This is a genomic window from Streptomyces sp. NPDC001530, from assembly GCF_042894545.1.
In the GTDB taxonomy this organism is placed as follows: domain Bacteria; phylum Actinomycetota; class Actinomycetes; order Streptomycetales; family Streptomycetaceae; genus Streptomyces.
The window spans coordinates 1-18,128 of sequence record NZ_JBIAVS010000057.1 but is presented as its reverse complement, the minus strand read 5'-3'; the positions used below and the strand labels follow the sequence as shown (position 1 = coordinate 18,128).

General features: G+C 70.6%; 19 protein-coding genes and 4 pseudogenes. 10 read left to right on the top strand and 13 right to left on the bottom strand.

Annotated features, from left to right (window positions below):
* Positions 1-1,433: glycoside hydrolase family 2 protein (locus ACFY0T_RS49745; RefSeq protein ID WP_388885736.1), on the top strand; the 1,433-nt coding region annotated here is incomplete at its 5' end.
* Positions 1,434-1,440: 7 nt separating this feature from the next.
* Here the strand turns inward: ACFY0T_RS49745 and ACFY0T_RS49740 are convergent.
* Positions 1,441-1,628 (bottom strand): annotated as a pseudogene (locus tag ACFY0T_RS49740) (6-carboxytetrahydropterin synthase); the annotation flags it as partial.
* A gap of 2 nt (positions 1,629-1,630) precedes the next feature.
* Between ACFY0T_RS49740 and ACFY0T_RS49735 the strand changes: the two are divergent.
* Both ACFY0T_RS49735 and ACFY0T_RS49730 read left to right on the top strand, forming a co-directional pair.
* Positions 1,631-2,190: pseudogene (locus ACFY0T_RS49735) on the top strand (MBL fold metallo-hydrolase); the annotation flags it as partial.
* A 340-nt stretch (positions 2,191-2,530) separates the two neighbouring features.
* Complete coding sequence (locus ACFY0T_RS49730) at positions 2,531-3,097, top strand: hypothetical protein (protein WP_388885733.1); 567 nt, start codon at positions 2,531-2,533, stop codon at positions 3,095-3,097.
* Between the two features lie 116 nt (positions 3,098-3,213).
* On the opposite strand, the gene ACFY0T_RS49725 is transcribed toward ACFY0T_RS49730, so the two are convergent.
* From ACFY0T_RS49725 to ACFY0T_RS49710, 4 genes are all read right to left on the bottom strand, one after another.
* Positions 3,214-3,579, bottom strand: coding sequence for a hypothetical protein (locus ACFY0T_RS49725; RefSeq protein WP_388885730.1), 366 nt, complete (start codon positions 3,577-3,579; stop codon positions 3,214-3,216).
* A gap of 304 nt (positions 3,580-3,883) precedes the next feature.
* A complete protein-coding gene (locus ACFY0T_RS49720; protein ID WP_388885727.1) occupies positions 3,884-4,480 on the bottom strand; it encodes a GPP34 family phosphoprotein in 597 nt (198 codons plus the stop codon).
* A complete protein-coding gene (locus tag ACFY0T_RS49715) occupies positions 4,477-5,922 on the bottom strand; it encodes a dihydrolipoyl dehydrogenase family protein (protein ID WP_388885725.1) in 1,446 nt (481 codons plus the stop codon). The genes ACFY0T_RS49720 and ACFY0T_RS49715 overlap by 4 nt, the downstream gene beginning before the upstream one ends.
* A gap of 129 nt (positions 5,923-6,051) precedes the next feature.
* Positions 6,052-6,498, bottom strand: a complete 447-nt coding sequence (locus tag ACFY0T_RS49710) for a VOC family protein (RefSeq protein ID WP_388885723.1) — start codon at positions 6,496-6,498, stop codon at positions 6,052-6,054.
* Positions 6,499-6,681: 183 nt separating this feature from the next.
* Between ACFY0T_RS49710 and ACFY0T_RS49705 the strand changes: the two genes are divergently transcribed.
* Positions 6,682-7,521: an SGNH/GDSL hydrolase family protein gene (locus ACFY0T_RS49705; protein ID WP_388885720.1), complete on the top strand. Its 840-nt coding sequence runs from the start codon at positions 6,682-6,684 to the stop codon at positions 7,519-7,521.
* Between the two features lie 74 nt (positions 7,522-7,595).
* On the opposite strand, the gene ACFY0T_RS49700 is transcribed toward ACFY0T_RS49705, so the two are convergent.
* Together ACFY0T_RS49700 and ACFY0T_RS49695 are read right to left on the bottom strand one after the other, a co-directional pair.
* Positions 7,596-7,793 carry a hypothetical protein gene (locus tag ACFY0T_RS49700; RefSeq protein ID WP_388885718.1) on the bottom strand — a complete coding sequence of 66 codons (198 nt, stop codon included), beginning with the start codon at positions 7,791-7,793 and terminating at the stop codon, positions 7,596-7,598.
* Between the two features lie 99 nt (positions 7,794-7,892).
* The gene (locus tag ACFY0T_RS49695) at positions 7,893-8,321 is read right to left on the bottom strand and encodes an organic hydroperoxide resistance protein (protein WP_388885715.1); all 429 of its coding nucleotides are present in this window, start codon (positions 8,319-8,321) and stop codon (positions 7,893-7,895) included.
* A 318-nt stretch (positions 8,322-8,639) separates the two neighbouring features.
* Here ACFY0T_RS49695 and ACFY0T_RS49690 point away from each other — a divergent pair, with 318 nt between their 5' ends.
* The 4 genes and pseudogenes from ACFY0T_RS49690 (at position 8,640) to ACFY0T_RS49675 (ending at position 10,579) form a co-directional block, all read left to right on the top strand.
* A complete protein-coding gene (locus tag ACFY0T_RS49690; protein WP_388885713.1) occupies positions 8,640-9,164 on the top strand; it encodes a hypothetical protein in 525 nt (174 codons plus the stop codon).
* The gene (locus tag ACFY0T_RS49685; protein ID WP_388885711.1) at positions 9,116-9,601 is read left to right on the top strand and encodes a cysteine dioxygenase; all 486 of its coding nucleotides are present in this window, start codon (positions 9,116-9,118) and stop codon (positions 9,599-9,601) included. The genes ACFY0T_RS49690 and ACFY0T_RS49685 overlap by 49 nt, the downstream gene beginning before the upstream one ends.
* 257 nt (positions 9,602-9,858) lie before the next feature.
* Positions 9,859-10,062 (top strand): annotated as a pseudogene (locus ACFY0T_RS49680) (putative sulfate exporter family transporter); the annotation flags it as partial.
* Positions 10,063-10,222: 160 nt separating this feature from the next.
* Positions 10,223-10,579, top strand: coding sequence for a putative sulfate exporter family transporter (locus ACFY0T_RS49675; protein WP_388885708.1), 357 nt, complete (start codon positions 10,223-10,225; stop codon positions 10,577-10,579).
* A gap of 45 nt (positions 10,580-10,624) precedes the next feature.
* Here the strand turns inward: ACFY0T_RS49675 and ACFY0T_RS49670 are convergent, their stop codons facing one another.
* The 5 genes and pseudogenes from ACFY0T_RS49670 to ACFY0T_RS49650 all read right to left on the bottom strand — a co-directional run.
* Positions 10,625-13,411 carry an ATP-binding protein gene (locus ACFY0T_RS49670; RefSeq protein WP_388885705.1) on the bottom strand — a complete coding sequence of 929 codons (2,787 nt, stop codon included), beginning with the start codon at positions 13,409-13,411 and terminating at the stop codon, positions 10,625-10,627.
* 155 nt (positions 13,412-13,566) lie between these two features.
* Complete coding sequence (locus ACFY0T_RS49665) at positions 13,567-13,761, bottom strand: hypothetical protein (protein ID WP_388885702.1); 195 nt, start codon at positions 13,759-13,761, stop codon at positions 13,567-13,569.
* A 118-nt stretch (positions 13,762-13,879) separates the two neighbouring features.
* The gene (locus ACFY0T_RS49660; RefSeq protein WP_388885699.1) at positions 13,880-14,404 is read right to left on the bottom strand and encodes an alpha/beta hydrolase; all 525 of its coding nucleotides are present in this window, start codon (positions 14,402-14,404) and stop codon (positions 13,880-13,882) included.
* Complete coding sequence (locus ACFY0T_RS49655; protein WP_388885697.1) at positions 14,392-14,691, bottom strand: alpha/beta fold hydrolase; 300 nt, start codon at positions 14,689-14,691, stop codon at positions 14,392-14,394. Before ACFY0T_RS49655 ends, ACFY0T_RS49660 begins: the two co-directional genes overlap by 13 nt.
* Before the next feature lie 13 nt (positions 14,692-14,704).
* Positions 14,705-15,741, bottom strand: a pseudogene (locus ACFY0T_RS49650) (dolichyl-phosphate-mannose--protein mannosyltransferase); the annotation flags it as partial.
* Positions 15,742-16,102: 361 nt separating this feature from the next.
* On the opposite strand from ACFY0T_RS49650, the gene ACFY0T_RS49645 reads away from it, so the two are divergent.
* Together ACFY0T_RS49645 and ACFY0T_RS49640 are read left to right on the top strand one after the other, a co-directional pair.
* Positions 16,103-16,942: an oxidoreductase gene (locus tag ACFY0T_RS49645; protein WP_388885694.1), complete on the top strand. Its 840-nt coding sequence runs from the start codon at positions 16,103-16,105 to the stop codon at positions 16,940-16,942.
* A gap of 105 nt (positions 16,943-17,047) precedes the next feature.
* A complete protein-coding gene (locus tag ACFY0T_RS49640; RefSeq protein ID WP_388885692.1) occupies positions 17,048-17,905 on the top strand; it encodes an SDR family NAD(P)-dependent oxidoreductase in 858 nt (285 codons plus the stop codon).
* A 115-nt stretch (positions 17,906-18,020) separates the two neighbouring features.
* On the opposite strand, the gene ACFY0T_RS49635 is transcribed toward ACFY0T_RS49640, so the two are convergent.
* The coding region (locus ACFY0T_RS49635) for an aldehyde dehydrogenase family protein (protein WP_388885073.1) at positions 18,021-18,128 on the bottom strand (108 nt) is incomplete at its 5' end.

The following is an 18,128-nucleotide window of genomic DNA, read 5'->3' as shown; positions in this document are numbered from 1 at the left end:
AGCGGATGGACGCGGCGGTGCGCATGCACCGGGCCATGAACTTCACGATGATCCGCAACTGGGTCGGCAGCAGCAACCGCGAGGAGTTCTACGCCAGTTGCGACGAGCACGGCATCCTGGTGTGGAACGACTTCCCCACCGCCTGGAGCATGGACCCGCCAGACCACGAGGCGTTCCTGTCGGTGGCCCGGGACACCGTACTGCGCTACCGCATCCACCCGAGCGTGGCCGTGTGGTGCGGCGCCAACGAGGGCAATCCGCCGGCCGCGGTCGACGAGGGCCTGCGCAAGGCGGTCGAGAGCCAGGCACCCCGGGTGCTCTACCAGAACAACTCGGCCGGTGGCGTCGTCACCGGCGGCGGACCCTACGGCTGGGTCGAGCCGGAGCGGTACTTCGACCCCTCGACGTACGGCAGCAAGGACTTCGGCTTCCACACCGAGATCGGCATGCCCGTCGTCTCCACCGCCGCGAGCACCCGCGCCATGGTGGGCGAGGACGGACCGGAGTGGCCGATCGGCGGTGCCTGGTACCACCACGACTGGAGCGAGCGCGGCAACCAGGCGCCGCACAACTACAAGGCCGCCATCGAGACCCGCCTCGGCCCGGCCCGCGACCTGGACGACTTCACGCGCAAGGCGCAGTTCGTCAACTACGAGAACTTCCGGGCCATGTTCGAGGCCTGGAACGCCAACCTGTGGGACAACGCCAGCGGGTTGATGCTGTGGATGTCCCACCCGGCCTGGCACAGCACCGTCTGGCAGACGTACGACTACGACTTCGACGTCAACGGCGCCTACTTCGGCTGCCGGAGCGCCTGCGAGCCCCTGCACGTCCAGGCCGACCCGGTGAACTGGCAGGTCATCGCGGTCAACCACACCCGTATGGCGGTCAAGGGCGCGACGGTCACAGCGGAGACGTACGACCTGTCCGGCCGCCCGATCGCGCGCACCCGGCGGGCGCGGGTGGACGTGGACCCCGCGGCCTCGGCGGCGGCGTTCACCGCGGCGCCTGCGGACGACCTGCCGGACCTGCACCTGCTGCGGCTGGCCCTGACGGACGACAGGGGCGAGGTGCTGTCGCGCAACACCTACTGGCGCTGCCGCACCCCCGAGGCGCTGCGTGCCCTCGACCAGGTCCCGCAGGCAAGGCTGTCGGCCTCACTCACGCAGGTGTCGCGCGACGGGGACCGCCGGACGGTGACCGCCACGGTCCGCAACCGCGGGTCCATGGTCGCCGCGATGGTCCGGCTCTCCCTGCTGGACGAGGACGGCGCGCGCGTCCTGCCGACGCTCTACGACGACAACTACCTGTGGCTGCTGCCCGGTGAGACACGCATGGTGACGTTGTCCTGGCCCGCCTCCGCCCTGCCCTCGGGTCGGCCGAAGCTGCGGGTCGAGGGGTACAACACTCCCCCGGTCACGGTGCGCGGCTGAGTGTGGGTCACACGCTGCGCTCGTAACTGGCCCACGCGATGTGCGACTCATGCAACGTCACGACGACTTCCCGGATCCCCCGGGCGCCCTCCCCCAGCTCCCCTGCGTGGATCGCCTCGACCAGGCGGTCGGCGATCACCTGGCCAGATACTCCGTCGAGGTGTTGATCTGGTGCAACCGCTCCTCGTCGTCGATTTGTCACGCACGCGCACAACGACCACATCGGCGCGGCCGAACACCTGCGCGCCGCGTACGACGTGCCGGTCCTCATGCACCAGGAGGAGGTGCCGCACGCCCGCCGCGACTTCCTCGACCAGGTGTCCGTAGGGCAGGTGCTCGCGCAGGCATGGTGTCCGGTGTGCTCCCATGGGCCGTCCACGCCCTCCGAGCCGGAGGAACCACCCATGTTCCCGTCTGCGAGCCGCAGGCATTCCCCGCGCCGGGAGCGCTGGACCTGCCCGGTGCGCCGGTGCCCGTGCACACACCGGGACATACCAAGGGCCACTGCGCCTACCACCTACCCGGGAGCGGCATCCTGGTCACCGGCGACGCTCTGGTGACCGCGCACCCGACGTCGCGGATCAGCGGACCGCAGCTGTTGCCCGACATGTTCCACACCGACCGTGCCCGGGCTCTCGATTCCCTGGCCGTGATCGAGGACCTGGACGCGGGTCTCATCCTGCCCGGCCACGGACCCGTGCACCGAGGGTCGGCCAAGGAGGCCGTTCTGACGGCCCGCGAGCATGCCGCCAGGTGACGGACGGACCGGGATCCGAGGGGCGGGCCCGACACCCGCACTCGTCCCCCCGGACGGCGCAACACGGTCCCACACGTACATCGGCCCACCTAGGGTCATCAGGGCGGCGGTAACAACATACTTACCGGGCAGTATGTGCGGAGAGATCCTCGTGCAAGTGACGTCGTGGAACCCTCGGGAGGTCGAAGAAGGTCCACACTTCCTCTATGCGCGGGCACATCAGCGCCTATCGTGAAGAGTGGACATGCCAGATGAACCATCTGGCGTCGACACTTATCCGCACGGGACCCTCGGCGTGGGTACCATGCGCAGCGTCATCCATACCGAGGGAGTGAACGGTGTGACCAGCCAATCAGCCGCCACGGTCCGATCGCGATACGTGGCACAAGCCGCGTCGGACCTGGAGGAGAACCGTCGTCGACAGCAGGAGCTGGCGGAGAACATCAAGGTGTTGCAGCAGGAGGAAGCCCTCCTGGCAGACATCATCAACCTCGCCGAGCAGTACGAGGGTTTCGCGGACGCGTCCCGTCTGCCCGAGCAGTTGCAGGACGAGCCCGTCGCCGCAAAGGCGAAGCGGGCCCCTGCCAGAGCTGCTGCACGGCGCTCCGCGTCGGCCAAGACCTCTCCGGCCAGCACGACAACGAAGGCCGGCGCGAAGGGGAAGTCGCACCAGCCTCTGCTCGGTGACCTGCTTGCGGACCTGCTTCGCCAGTACGACGAGCCGCGTCTGGCGAAGGAGCTGCGGGACGAACTCCTCGAGAAGCACCCGGACCGCAACCCCACACCGCAGGTGGTACGGAACACCCTCGAATCCCTGGTCGCCAAGGGACGTATCAGGCGTCACAAGCAGCAGCGTTCCGTCATGTACACCCTGGTGAAGCGGGGCGAGGCGGACAGCTCCGACTGACGCCCACGCACGTCCTGCGGGCGGTGGTCCGCAACCGGGCACTGCTGTGCACCTCGTGCGACACAACCCACCACGCGGGACGGATGCGCTTCAGGGCGTGCGCCAAGGGTTTCTCCCTACGGAGCCACATCCGCCAGCCGTGCCACCTGGTCGAGGTCGTCGACGGTCGGGTTAAGCATGAGTTCGTCGCCGCCGAGCTCCTCGAAGGCCTCGACCATCGCCCATACGGCATCGGCTCCCCCGCCCAACTTTGCGGCCCTCGCCCGGGCCCCGTCCGGTCCGGCCGAGCGGTAGTGGTCGTAGACGTTGGCACGGCCTGGGCCCTCGTCGCCCAGGGCGAAGGCCGGGCCGACGGCCGTGGCCGACGCCGACGGGCCGGTGTCGTCCACCGCGAAGTCGTCGGCTCGTCCGCCCAGTCCGAGGCCGAGGGTGAGCCACCCGCCGAAGACCGCGTCGAGGTGCGCCCGAGCGAGCTGAAACACGGCCTCCTCCGACGCCCTGGCCCAGGTCGGGGCGGCGTCGGACCGGACATCGCGGATCTGGTGGGGGAGCTCGATACCCGGGCCGACGGGCGAAAAGATCCCGCCCGGGCTTCCTCTGTTCCCTTTACCTCCACGGATCTCCAAGGGGAAAAGGTTCACCCGGCAGCGAAGTCTCGAGACGCCCCAGGACGGTCCGGCCGACACTATGTCGTCATCGGGCCCCGGTCCGGCCATCGCCGTCCTTTCCCATGAGGCAGGTGTGAAAGCCTCATTCACAGGTGTGAGCACGCCCGCTTCAGCGGCCCTATGCCCGCCACACGTTGTCGAACGCGGCGTTCTCGACGTCCCGTCGCAGTCGTACGGCCTCCAGCTGCGTTATCGCGTCGCCGACGGCGGCCAGCACCGTCGTGACCGCGTCCCCGATGAGGCTCTCGCGGGCCTCGGCCGGGTCCGCCCCGTTGCCCGCGGCTGCCAGCAGGGCGGCGAGGACGGGCTCGCCGGACGCCCTGCGTTCCTCCGCACTGCGGCGTGCCGGCGAATCGGCCAGGACGGTACGCGCGGACCGCAGCCGGAGCCCGCGTAGGTGGGTGACGAGCCCCGCCCGCTCCAGGTCGTCGACGTAGGCCGCGGCGAGCACGCTGCCGCGGCGCCACAGCCAGTCGTCGACCGTCGAGTACGGCTGCCGCCGGGTGAGCGAGGCGTCCGCCTGGTCCAGCAGACGGTCACCCGTCGCCACCCGAGGGCCGGGCACCATGCGGTCGCCGTCCAGGCTCAGCGCCCCGTTCTCCAGGAGATCGACCGCCTCGGCCCCCGCGAGCGCGAGGGACAGGTCGCCCTGTGCCACGGGCCGGTCGGACGGCATGCCCAGGGCGACGAGCGCGAGGTCCCGTGCGGTGGTCATGAGTCCCGCCTCGTCTCCAGCAGGCGCAGCCACACCTCGCTGATGGTGGGGAAGGCGGGTACGGCGTGCCAGAGACGCTCGACCGGCACCTCCCCGGTGATGGCGACGGTGGCCGAGTACAGAAGCTCGGCGACGCCCGGTCCAACGAAGGTGGCGCCGACGACGACCTGACGGTCCCGGTCGATGAGGATTCGGGCCCTGCCCCGGTAGTCGGGGCGGTACTGGACGGCGCCCGCGAGGTGCCCGATCTCGTAGTCGACGACCTCGACGCCCCGGCCGGTGCGCTCGGCCTCGCGGATGGTCAGGCCCACGGAGGCGACCTCGGGGTCGGTGAACACGACGCCGGGGACGGCCTCGATGTCGGCCGTACTGCTGTGCGGAGCCCAGCGTCCGGTGTCCAGCTGCTCACCCCGGACCCGGCCGACGATCACGGAACCGGCGATGCGTGCCTGGTACTTGCCCTGGTGGGTGAACAGGGCCCGGCGATTGACGTCGCCGACGGCGTACAGCCAGTTCCCGCGGACGGCGGTGACGGTCAGGCTGTCGTCGGTGGCGAGCCAGTCCCCCGGATTCAGTCCCACGGTGTCGAGCCCGATGTCCTCCGAGCGCGGGGCGCGGCCGGTGGCGAAGAGGATCTCGTCGGCGGTGATCTCACCGCCGTCCGACAGGCTGACACGGACCTCGCCCTCCCCGTCGTCCACACGCTCCGCGCCGACGACGGAGATGCCGAACCGTACGTCCGCACCGGCCTCCCGCAGGCGCTCGGTGACCAACTCGCCCGCGAAGGGCTCCATCCGGGGCAACAGCCCGTCCTCCCGGGCGAGCAGGGTCACCCGGCTGCCCAGGGCCTGCCAGGCGGTGGCCATCTCGACGCCCACCACACCGGCGCCGACGATCACCAGGCGCTGCGGCGGCTGCTCGGCGCTGGTCGCCTCCCGGCTGGTCCAGGGCCGCAGGTTCTCGATCCCGGGCAGCGGGGGCAGGGCCGCGCGGCTGCCGGTGCACACGGCGACGGCGTGCCGGGCCCGCAGGCGGACGGTGTCACCCTCGGGGGTCTCCACGGAAGCCTCGCGCTCCCCCGCCAGCCGTCCGTGACCGCGCAGCAGGTCGATACCGGCCGACTTGATCCACTCGGCCTGGCCGTCGTCCTTCCAGTCGGCGGACATGCGGTTGCGGTGCGCCAGGACGGCCTCGACGTCCAGCGGGTTCTTGACGGCGGGGTCGAGACCCGGGACGTGCATGGCGTCGGCGCGGAGCAGGGCGGGGCGCAGCAGGGCCTTGCTGGGTTCGCAGGCCCAGTACGAGCACTCGCCGCCGGCCAGTTCGCTCTCCACGATGACGGTGCTCAGTCCCGCGGCGCTGGTGCGGTCCGCGACGTTCTCGCCGACCGGACCTGCGCCGATCACTATGACGTCGTACGTGCGGATGTTCTCGGTCGTCATGTGTCCTCCGGTGGCTGGATGCCGGTCGGCACGTGCCGGTCGGTAGGTGTTGGTCGGATGCATGTCGTGATCCCTGGTGGGATGGCGGTCCCGGCGCGGCGGGGAGGGCAGCCGCGCCGGGACCAGCTCTCAGCGGCCGGGGGCGCGCTCGGTGACCTCCTGGAGGAACCACTCGTTGCCGTCGAGGTCCTTGAAGGCGGCGAAGGTGCCGTAGCTGGACCGCTCGGGGTGCAGGCCGGGAACCCGGTGGGAGTCACCGGCGTGGTGGAAGGCGCCCGTCTCGTCGCGGAACGGGCCGGAGACCTCCACACCGCGGGAGGTCAGCTCCTCCTGGGCCTTGACGATGTCGGTGACGGTCAGCTGGAGGCCGTGGAGCGTGCCCGCCTCCTGCCGGGTGAGGCCCTGGCCGAAGATGATCGAGCACTCGGAGCCGGGCGGGGTCACCTGCACGATCCGGTAGCCGTCGTTGATCGGGAAGTCGGCGTCGAGGCGCCAGCCGAGCTGCTCCACGTAGAAGCCCTTGGCCCGGTCCACGTCGGAGACGGGCAGGATGACGACTTCGAGCTTCATGTCCATGGCTGTGATCTCGCTTTCAATTCGTTACCGAAGCCAGAGCACCTGACGGCGTCCGGATACGTGTGAATGGTGGGTGCTCCGCCCTCAGACAGGTGTGCACGCGCGGCGGAGGCCATCGACCGATCACGGAAGGACAGATCTTGAGAAGATTTTTCCCACCTCCCGCGCCGGCCGCGCCTGACGGTGGGTGCCGCACTGCTCTCCGCCGGAACCGCCCTCGCCCCGGCCGGAACGGCTGCGGCGAGCACGGCCCCGGAGAGCCGGCACAAGGTGGACTACGTCGCCCTCGGTGACTCGTACGCCTTTGCGCCGCTCATGCCCACCCAGGTGGACGCGACCTGCCTGCGTTCCGACCAGAACTACCCCTCGCTGGTGGCGCGGTCGCGGTCCGCGACGCTGACGGACGTCAGCTGCGCGGGCGCCACCACCGACGACATGACGGCCCCGCAGACCGACGGCGTGCTGGCGCAGTTCGACGCCCTCGACCGGGGCACCGACCTGGTCACCGTCACCATCGGCGGCAACGACATCGGCTTCTCGACCGTGCTCGGCACCTGCGCCCACCTCACGTCCGGCGACCCCGCGGGCGCCCCGTGCCGGTCCCACTACGCGGGCACCGGCGCGGACCAGGTCACGGACGCGATCGCCCGGACCGCGCCGAAGGTCGCACAGGTGCTTCGCGGCATCCACCGCCGCGCGCCGCACGCCCGTGTCGTGGTGGTCGGCTACCCCGATCTCTTCCCTGAGGACGCAGTGGGTTGCACCAGCAGCAAGGTGCCGCTGGCCGCGGGCGACTTCGCCTGGCTCCGCGACAAGGAGAAGGACCTCAACGCGATGCTGGCCCGCCAGGCCCGGCATGGTGGGACGGAGTACGTGAACACGTACACGCCGACCCTCGGCCACGACCTGTCCAAGCCGACCGGCGAGCGGCCGGCTGCGCCGGTGCACCCCAACGCCACGGGTGAGAACGTGATGGCCACCGCCGTCGCCCGTGTTCTCACGCGTCACGGTCGGCACCGCTGACGTTCCCTTCGTAGCGAGGTGACCGGTCCGGCACGATCCGGTGCCGGGCCGGTCCTTCGTGTGGTCGCCGCCCGTCACAGGAAGCTCGAGGCCGCCGGGCCGTACCCCGACAACGCCACGCTCTCCGCCCAGTTCCACACCTGCGTGTCCGTCGGCCAGTCACGGTCCGCGGGGCTTGCCGCGCCTCGGGACGGCCGCTCGTCGGAGACACGGTCGAGGTCCGGGCGAGCTTGCGGGGCGGTCCGTACGTGTGTGTGCGTGATGGAGGCCATGTCCTGCCCTCGCTCTTCGGTCGGCGGTGTGGGTACGGCTGAGGGGGTGGCGGGTCCCGTGCAGGGGGAACACGGGACCCGCGGTCGAGGGGGGACGGATCAGGCGGCGGCGCCGGCGTTGATGGTGACCGGGATGTTGTCGCGCGTGGCCTTGGAGTACGGGCAGATCTGGTGGGCGGCGTGCGCGAGCTCCTCGGCGGTGGCCTGGTCGACACCGCCGAGAACGGGGCTGAGAACTGCGGAGAGGGAGAACTCGCCGTCGTCGCCGTGGGTGAGGGTGATCTCGGCGGTGATGGTGGTGCTGGTCAGCCGTACCTTGCGGGTGGTGGCGGCGCGGCGCAGGGCGCCGAGGAAACAGGCGGCCCAGCCGGCGGCAAGGAGCTGCTCGGGGTTGGTCGCGGTGCCCGCGCCGCCGAGCTCCTTGGGGAGGGCGAGGCCGGTCTCCAGCAGACCGTCGGAGGAGCGGACGTGACCGCCGTTCCGGCCTTCTCCGTCGACGTCGACAACGGCGGTGTAGCTGACTGCCATGACTGTGCTCCCCATCTGGGTCGAAAGGTCTTCACTTGCCTGCTGACCAGGACACCCTTCATGTCACCGGTTGAGGCGGTGACGTAATCATGGCAGTCACTTTCGTCACCCGTCAAGGCGGTGATTAGAGATTCTCCGTGGCTGCTCCTCCGACCGGCGGCACACGTTGCCCGCGCGCCGCGAGCTGCACATGCCGCCTGTCGCCCTTGTGACATGTCCCAGGTGTGCCACCGGTATCGAGTGACACATACCTCGCGGCCGTCGGATTCTGTCGCGCAGATGAACGGCGCACAGCGCGCCAGTAGAGGCACGGAACCGATGAGACACATCCGCTTGTTGGCGACGCTCACAGCAGGCGTCGCGCTGGCCGCCGCGGCGGTCACCCCGTCGTTCGCCGACCCGCCGGGGCCACGACAGACCATGGCGGCGACCGGGACCTCGGGCAACGAGGCGACCGTCCGCCTCATCACCGGCGACAGCGTGACGGTGGGCAAGGGCCCGGACGGCCGGCAGACGGCCTCGGTACGGCCCGGCCCTGGACGCGACGGCATCGTCTTCCACACCTTCGAACCGGACGGGCACCTGACGGTGCTCCCCTCCGACGACGCCTCACCCCTGGTGTCCCAAGGCCGCCTGGACCGGGCGCTGTTCGCCGTCACCTCGCTGCTCGCGCAGGGCTACGACGATGCGCACACGGACGCGCTGCCACTGATCGTCGGCACCTCCGGCACGGCGACCGCCCGCACGGTGGACAAGCTCACGGCGTTCGCCGAACAGGTCTCGCCACAAGGGAGTTGCCCAGCATCCACGCCCGGTCGCTGCACATCGCACAGGACGACCTGAGCCGGTTCTGGAACCAACTGGCGCCCGGCGACACCGAGTCGAAAACATCCGCCATCCCCCGCGTATGGCTCGACGGCCGGGTACACGCCGAACCCGACGGCAGCTTCTCGGTGGTGGCGCTCGTCTGGCTGCCCGGTCAGCGCACCCCGGTCCACGACCATGTCTCCTGGTGCGTGACGGGTGTCCACCAGGGGACGGAGAGCGAGCATCGCTACCGCCTGCTGCCCTGGGGCGGAGCCGCCCGTCTGGAGGCCACGGAGGTGGTGACCAATCCGGTGGGCTCCGTCTGCGGCTTCGCCCCGCCCGGCGACATTCACGAGGTGCGCAACTCCGGGGCCGGTACTGCGATCTCCCTTCACATCTACGGTGCCGACGTGGTGCGTCTGGGCGGCAGCGTGCGACGCGTGTACGAGCGCCCTGACGGCGAGCGCGGCTGACGCCGTGAGCAGAGTCGCGGACGGATCGCTCCCTCCCCTCGTGCTCAGGTCGTGGTCCTGGTGTCGCGTCGTGCCCGGTCTGGCGTTGGCAGCGGTCGGCGTGCTGCTGGCGACCGCGCTGCACGAGGCGCTGCCCGTCCTACCCACGCTCACCGCCGCGGTGCTGTTAGGTGTTGCGGCCGCCCACCTGCCCGGTACCCGGGGGGTTCGTCCGGACGTCGGCCAGGGCCGGACTGGCCTTGGCGGCGAAGCGGCTGATGCGGGTCGGCGTGGTTCTGCTCGGCCTCCAGCTCGGCCTTGCCGATGTGGCGGAGCTCGGCCCGGCCACGGTGGTGATGGTGTTCTGCGTCGTCCTGGCCACCCTTGCCGGGACGTACTGGCTCGGTCGGCGGTTGAACCTGCCCGGTGACGTCCCGTTGCTCGTGGCTGCCGGTTATGCGATCTGCGGCGCCCCCGCTGTCGGCGCGGTCGGTCAGGTGACCAGGAGCAAGGAGGACGACGTTGCCGGCGCGGTCACGGTGCCCATGCCGAGGGCGGTGTGCAGCACGGGCAGCACCACGATCCGCCACCGCGCAGACCGCCGGTCCGCTCGCTCTGCGCGAGGCCGTCCTGGTCAAGCTGATGAGAGTGGCTCTGCTCGCCCCGCTGACCGCGGGGACGGCCGTCGCCCTCCGCCGGTCCCGGGGGACGCGGGGAGACGCCGACGGCCGGCGACCTCCGGCACTTCCCCTTTTCGTGGTCGGATTCCTGGCGATGATCCTGCTGCGCAGTAGCGGACTGCTCGGCACCGCGGTGCTCGACTGGGCCGCCGTAGCGCAGCACCTCGTGTTGGTCTCGGCTCTCTTCGGTCTCGGCGCGGCGGCGAACCTGAGCACACTCGCGGGCACGTCCGGCCGGCGCATGCTGGTGCTCGGTGTGGCGTCCTGGGGTGTGGTGGCCGGGTTGTCGTACGCCGGCGTCCTGCTGACCGCCAGGTGAGTCCGGTGGGCCGACTCGCTGTGGGTGTGCGGTCGTCGGGCCGGATCAGCCGACGTCCTCCAGGTCGAGAGCGGCCAGAGCGTCGCGCAGTGCGGCGCGGGAGTTGATGCCGAGTTTGGGGTAGATCTGGTACAGGTGCGTGCCTATGGTCCGATGCGACAGGAACAGGCGTTCGGCGATCTGCTTGTTGGTCAGCCCGGTGGCCGCCAGCGTGGCGATCTCCCACTCCTGGGCGGTCAGTGCCCCCTTCCCCGGCTGCGCGGTGGCTGTGCCGTAGCCGCTCGCACGGAGTTCGGCCGTGGCACGGGTCGCCCATGGTGCTGCCCCCAGTTCCTCGAACGCCTTCAAGGCCTGGGCCAGTTGCTCGCGGGCTTCCCTCGTCGCACGCCGACGGCGTAGGCGCTCGCCGTAGTAGAGGCGCACCCGTGCGACGTCGAAGGGCCAGTCGTCAGGCCCGGCCAGGGCCAGTGCCCGGTCGAACAGGGCGAAGGCGGCGTCCGTGGGTGAGGTCAGAGCCTCGCAGGCCAGCACGGCCAGGTGGAGGCGGGGCGAGAGTTCGGCCATGGCGGACTCCCGTATGGCCGCCGTGTGTGCGGCCGCTTCGGCGGTCCGTCCGGTTCTGACGGCCGCCTCCACCAGGTCCATCGCGGCGGCCATGGCTTGCGGAAGGTAGGAGGCGAGGGTTCCGGGCGGGCTCAGGGCGGCGGCATGCCGGTAGGCGGCCTCGAAGTCGCCGGCGCCGAGGGCGCTCAGGCCCCTGGCGTGGAAGGCGAGGACCTGAGCGCCGCGGGCGCCGCGGGGAGCCGCCCAGCGGACGATCTCCTCGGCCAGGGCCGCGCTCGTCTCGGTGTCGCCCCGTGCCCCGGCCACGAGCGCCTGCACGAACTGGAGTTTGCAGGCGAAGAAGCGGTAGCCGTACTCCTCGCACAGAACCAGTCCCTCATCGGCCAGCCGTACGGCCTCGTCCCAGCGGCCCGCCTGGTGGTAGTCCAGGCACACGTGCAGCAGTGCGGGCAGGTACCGGCGGACGGGCGCAGTGCCCGCCCGGCCCTGTTCGACCAGGCGGAGCGACGCCTGGCGCAAGTTCGCCAGGCGGTCCAGGTAGAACGAGCAGGTGCCGAGGCGGACGACGTGGGTCGGGTCCTCGCCCATGTCGGCGAGCAGGGCGTCGAGGAGTTCCAGGGCCCGGTGCCCGGTGCGTGCCGGGTCGGCGAAGGTCTGGGCGCACACCCACAGCAGGTCGGGCGGTGCGGGGGTCAGCCGGTCGAGAGCCCGGAACAGCGGTGGCCACTTCTGCGGATCGCTGCTGTACCCGCACAGCATGATCAGGGTGAACAGAGCTTCGACGAGGGCGCTGTCGGACGCGTCGTAGCGGTGGTCCCCTGCCTCGATGGCGTCGACCAGCAGCCGGTGCGCGGTGTCAATGTCGCCTTCCTTGGTGATCACGAGGAGGGCGGAGGTCGCTGCCGCGTACAGCGATTCCTGGGAGGTCGGGTCGCACCGCCGGGCTCCGGCCAGCAGGCGTGAGGCGTCTGCCAGTTCGCCGCTGGCGTCGGTGCCGATGTAGGCGGCCTCCGCCAGACGCCGGCTCTCGTCGGCGGGTGCCGGGCTGAGTCCCGCGGCACGGGTGAGCGCGGCCACCGCGCCCAGGGCGTCCCCGCGGGCCAGGCGCAGCCGGGCGGCCTGTTCCAGGAGGGCGGCGACCGTCTCGTCCGGGCCGGCCGCCGCTTCTCCGAGGTGCCAGGCGCGGCGCTCCGGCTGGTCGGTGAGCACGGCGGCGAGCGCCTGGTGTGCCTTGCGGCGGTCCGCGGCCGTTGCCCGCGCCACCACCGCGGAGCCGATCAGCGGGTGCCGGAAGGACAGCCGCCGGGACGGGGCGGTGATCGCGACCAGCCGGTCGCGCTCGGCGGGTTCGAGGATGTCGATGACGGGTCGGCCGGCTGCGGCCGCCTCCAGTACGGTGAGGTCGCCCGTGCCCTCGAGCGCCGCGAGCAGCAACAACTCCCGGCTCGGGTCCGGCAGATCGGCCACACGTGAGGCGAACAGTGTCTGGAGGCGCTCGCCGAGGGGCAGGACGGCGGGGACCGCCGTCCCCGCCGTGTGTTGTTCGCGCTCCAGCGCGGCGGGCAGTTCCACCAGCGCGAGCGGGTTGCCGTGCGCCTCCGCAGCGATACGGCGGCGCACCGCGAGGGACATGCCGGGATGGGTGCGGGCGAGCAGTTCGGACGACGACACGTCGTCCAGTGGTTGGAGCCGGTGTTCGGTGAGGCCACTGGCCTCGAAGAAGCCGTCGGAGGGGACGCGGGCGGCCGCGAGGAAGCTGATGCGGCTGCCGACGAGCCGCCTGGCGACGAAGCCCAGGACGGAGGTCGTGGCCCGGTCCAGCCACGGCAGGTCGTCGACGACGACCAGCAGCGGCGTCTCTTGCGCGATCAGGCGCAGCAGCAACAAGACCGCGGTGGACGTCAGAAGACGGTTGGGGGCCGGTCCGCTGCCGATGCCGACGGCGACGCGCAGGGCGTCACGGTGGGCGGGGTCGAGCCGGTCGAGGGAGTCGAAGAGCGGTACGAGGAGTTGATTGAGTCCGGCGTAGCTGATGTCCGCCTCGAACTGCACTCCGCCCGCCCGCAGCACGCGGGCGCCCTCGTGCCTGGCTTGGGCCGCGACCATGTCGAGAAGGGCGGTCTTGCCTATGCCGGCCTCGCCGGTCAGCAGGAGGGCCGCGCCATGCACCGCGGAGCCGGTGAAGTGGGACTGTATGAAGTCGAGATCGTTGTCCCGCCCGACCAGCCTTGCTGGGGCAGGGCAGGCCGGGCGGTCCAGGTTGTTCATCGGGCTGCTGTCTCCAAGGGCTTCGCTGACATGGAACCCTTGCGCCGGACGCACCAACCGGTCATGTCAACACGTGGCTCTGCAGCGTATGCAATCATCCGCACAAACGGTGTCCACGTGCTGGTGGGTGTGGTCCCGGCATGCTGTGCGGATGTCTACAGTCCCAGATCGAGGGCGAGGCAGGAGTAGAACTTCCACGAGCCTTCGGGGTCGTACGAAGTATTCGCCCCGCCGGGCACGGCCTCGACCTCTTCGGTCATGTCCTCGAAGCGGATGCGCTCGGGAAGCCTGCCGTATCGCGCGTGCCGTACCGCCGCCGCGGCGGCCTCCGCCGTGAGTTCCTTGTTCATGACCGTGCTCCACTTCGTCGATCGTGGATGGCGTCCTGGTTGTTGTCCTGGACGAATATCAGCATGCCCCTCCGTGCGTCACCTGTCAAGACGGTGACGATCGCCGGGTGCAGACCGGTCACCCCATGGCGTCGACTTCGAGGATCGCGGCGGTGAAGGCCTCCGGCTGCTCCTGAGGGAGGTTGTGGCCGGCCCCCGTGACGACGTCGTGCTTCCAGGGGCCCGAGAAGTGGGCGGCGTAGTCGCTCCCGTCGGTCGGCGGGATGACACCGTCGGCCTGCCCGTCCAGCGTGACGTCGGGAACGGTGATCTTCGGCTGCTCCAGCAACCGCTTCTCCAGGTCCGCGTACCGGGGATCGCCGGGGGCCGCGGCCAGACGGTGCCGGTAGCTGTGGATCACGACGTCGACGTAGTCCGGGTTGGTCCACCCCGCCTGCGCGAACTCGGCCTCGGTGAAGTCCCATTGGGGTGAGTTGCGGTGCCAGACAACCCGTGCCAGGTCCTCCCGATTGCGCTGGAGCCCCTTCCGCCCGCGCTCGGTGAGGAAGGAGAAGAAGTACCAGTAGCCCTCCTCGATCGCGGGTGACAGCGGCTCCTGGGCGACGGCGAGGTTCTGGATGAGGTAGCCGTTCACGGAGACCACGCCGGTGCAGCGCTCCGGCCACCGTGCCGCAGCAACGTCACCGGCCCGCCCCAGTCGTATCCGGCGAACAGGGCCCGGGGAAGACGCAGGGCGTCCACGAAGGCGATCAGGTCCGCGCCGAGCGCCGCCTGCTCGCCGGACCGGAGGGTGTCCGCACGGAGGAACCGGGTCCCGCCGTGGCCACGCAGGTAGGGGATGTAGCAGCGGTATCCGCGCCGGGCGAGCGCGGACGCCACCTCGGCGTAGGAGCCGACAGGACTGAAGGGCCAGCCGTGCTGGAGGATCACCGGCGTGCTACTGGAACAGCACAGGGCGGCCGAGGACCAGCCAACTCCAGGGGGTGGACTCGTACTTGTGGGGCGTGTCCAGCCCCACATTGAACTGGTACACCCCGTACTCGTAGTGCCACAGGCTGCGGAGCGGAGCGGGAATCCACGACCAGGTGCCGCCGCGGCCGTCGGCCCAGTGGCGTCCGTAGCCGTTGTCGGACAGGAACCAGCCGGTCCACGTCGCCAGATACGTCACGACAGCAACCGGAACCAGGGACAGGACTGACCAGCCGAGGTCCTTGCGCAGCACCGCGCGGTAGGGGCGGTGTGCCCCCGCTACGCGTCGAGCGCCGACCTCCCACAGCAGGGTGAGGATCACGAAGAAGGCGAGGAAGTACAGGCCGTTCCATTTGGTCGAGGCCGCCAGTCCCAGGAAGAGGCCGGCTGCGAGCCGCCAGGGACGCGCTCCCGTACCCGCATGGTCACCGGTGTCCGTCCGGGCGTACGCGGCCGTCCTCGTCGACCGGTAAGGACGCCGCGAGCCGGGCCCGCGCACTGTCCCGGTCGATCAGCAGGCATCCGAACGCCGCCAGTGCGAAGAACATGACGACGAGGTCCAGCAGCGCGCTACGGCTCATCACCACGTGCAGACCTCCACCGCCATCAGCGCGCCGGCCAGGCAGCCCAGCAGTGTCGAGCGGAACAGGCGGCGGCTTATTCGGCACAGCATCAGCACCGACAGCGTGCCCAGGACCGCCGTCGTAAAGCGCCAGCCGAACGGGGTCAGGCCGAACATCCACTCACAAGGGCGATCACCCACTTGCCCGCCGGCGGGTGCGCGACGAAGGCCCCGGTGTCGGAGAGCGGGATCACCTGAGGGTCGGCCAGGATCTGCGGGTCGGCGATCTCGCGGTCCGGCCAGGTGCCCTCGTAGCCGAGCCGCAGCAGGGACCAGGCGTCCTTGGCGTAGTAGGTCTCGTCGAAGACGAGGTCTCGCGGCCGGCCGAGGTGCCAGAAGCGGATTGTCCCGGCCAGGACGGCGACGAGCACCGGTTCCAGCCAGTTCATCGCCTTCGCGACGCGGTACGCCCGTGCCGGATCGAGACATGTGAACTCATCGGGCGGCTGCCGTCGAGGACAGGGGAACGGGTCGCGTTGCCACTCGTCACCGAACAACCTTAAGGGTCACGCACGCACGTGTGTCCCGCGCCGCAGCCGCCCTCGCTCGGCGCGATGCCGGGCGCGGCCGGGTGTGTGTCCGGCGACGCTCAGTCCAATGACTTACGTGTCACGGCTTCTCGCCCGCCCGAGGCAACGCAAACGGGCAGCCAATCGACGGAGGCCTGGTGTCGACACGACGACGAGAGTGAGAGAGGTCTCGCCAACTTTCATCCCAGTACGGCTGGGAAGCGACAAGAAGGGCAATCTAATGGCTGCTACGTGGTTGATCACCGGCGCGTCCCGAGGGTTCGGGCGCGCCTTGGCGGAAGAGGTTTTGCAGGCCGGTGACCAGCTGGTGGCGACCGCCCGGCGCCCGGAGCAACTGGCGGATCTGGTCTCCCGCCACGGCGACCGGGTGCGGGCGGTGGCCCTGGACGTCACCGACCCCGTCGCCGCCCAGAACGCGGTACGGGCGGGCGTCGACGCCTTCGGCCGTCTGGACGTGGTGGTGAACAACGCCGGGTACGCCAACAGCGCTCCGATCGAGGAGATGGCGCAGGACGACTTCCGCGCCCAGTTCGAGGCGAACTTCTTCGGCGTCGTCCACGTCACCCGGGCCGCGCTGCCGGTGCTGCGCGGACAGCGGGCGGGGACGTTCGTGCAGTTCTCCTCGCTCGGCGGCCGGGTCGGCGGCACGCCGGGCATGGGTGCCTACCAGAGCGCGAAGTTCGCCGTGGAGGGCTTCTCCGAGGTCCTGGCCAACGAGGTCACCCCCTTCGGGGTGAAGGTGGTCATCGTCGAGCCAGGTGCCTTCCGGACGGACTGGCAGGGCTCGTCGATGGAGCTGCACGCCGTGGGTGCCGACTACGAGGAGACCGTCGGCGCCATGAACAAGTACCGGGCGGAGAACAACGGCACGCAGCCCGGCGACCCGGTCCGCGCGGCCAAGGTCCTCGTCGACGTCGTCCACCACGACGACCCGCCGCGCCGGCTCCTGCTCGGTGCCCAGGCCGTGACCATGGCCCTGGAGGCGGGCGAGGCGCGGGCCGCGGAAACGAGGAAGTGGGCCGAGGCCAGCGGCGCCGCGGACTTCCCGGCCGGGGAGTAGGCGCGCCGGCCGGGCCGTATTCCCCCCTTCCGCCCCGACATCTCACCCTCCCCTACAACACCTCTCCCAGAACACCTCTCTCACCCGATCCGAAGGAGATCACTCATGTCTCGCAAGACCTGGCTCATCACCGGCGCCTCCAGTGGACTGGGCAAGGCCCTCGCCGAACACGTCCTGGCCCACGGCGACCAGGTGGTGGCGACGGCCAGCTCGACACAGGCCACCACTGAACTGGCCGCGCGCTATCCGGAGACCGCACTTGCGGTCAGGCTCGATGTCACCGAGCCCGCGGACCGCGAGGCCGCGATGCGTGCCGCCGAGGAACGCTTCGGCGGCATCGACGTCCTCGTCAACAACGCCGCCATCGACTTCGTCGGCGCCCTGGAGGAGCAGGAGGAGAGCGACTACCGCAGGCTGTTCGAGGTCAACTTCTTCGGCGCGGTCGCCCTCACCCGGGCGGTGCTGCCCGGCATGCGCGGCCGGCGCAGCGGCATCATTGTCAACGTCTCCTCCATGGACGGACTGGCGAGTCTGCCCGCCAACGGCTACTACTCCGCCAGCAAGTTCGCGCTGGAGGGCTTCACCGAGGCCCTGTGGCAGGAGATCGAGCCCATCGGCCTGCACGCGATGATCGTCCAGCCCGGTTCCTTCCGCACCGGCATCGAGAACCGGACGAAGGTGTCCGGCGAGGGCATCGAGGACTACGCCGCCACGGCCGGGGCCTTCCGCGCCATGATGAGCAACCTCACGCCGGAGATGTTCCCCGGTGACCCGGAGCGCGCCGCCGAGGCGATCCACCAGGCCGTCAACGCCCCGGAGTTGGCCCACTGGGTCGTCCTGGGCAGCGACGCCCAGCGGCGCATCGGTGTCAAGCTCGACCAGCTGCGGGCCGAGTTCGAGGCCGGCAGGGAGCTGGCGTTCAGCACGGACTTTCCGGGGGCCGCGGACAACGCGGTGCTCTGAGCCGTCATGGGTCAGGGGCGCCGGTCGGTAGCCGGGAACGCCACGCCGGCGGCAGATGGTCGAGCCACCTGCCGCCGTCGGCAGTAGTTGTGTGTCGTGCGCGTCCGGCCGGGGGTCAGACGGTGATGGTCTTGTACTCGGTGTAGGTGCCGAGGCCGACCGCGCCGTACTCGCGGCCGATGCCGCTGGCCTTGAAGCCGCCGAACGGGCCGTCGAAGGCGAC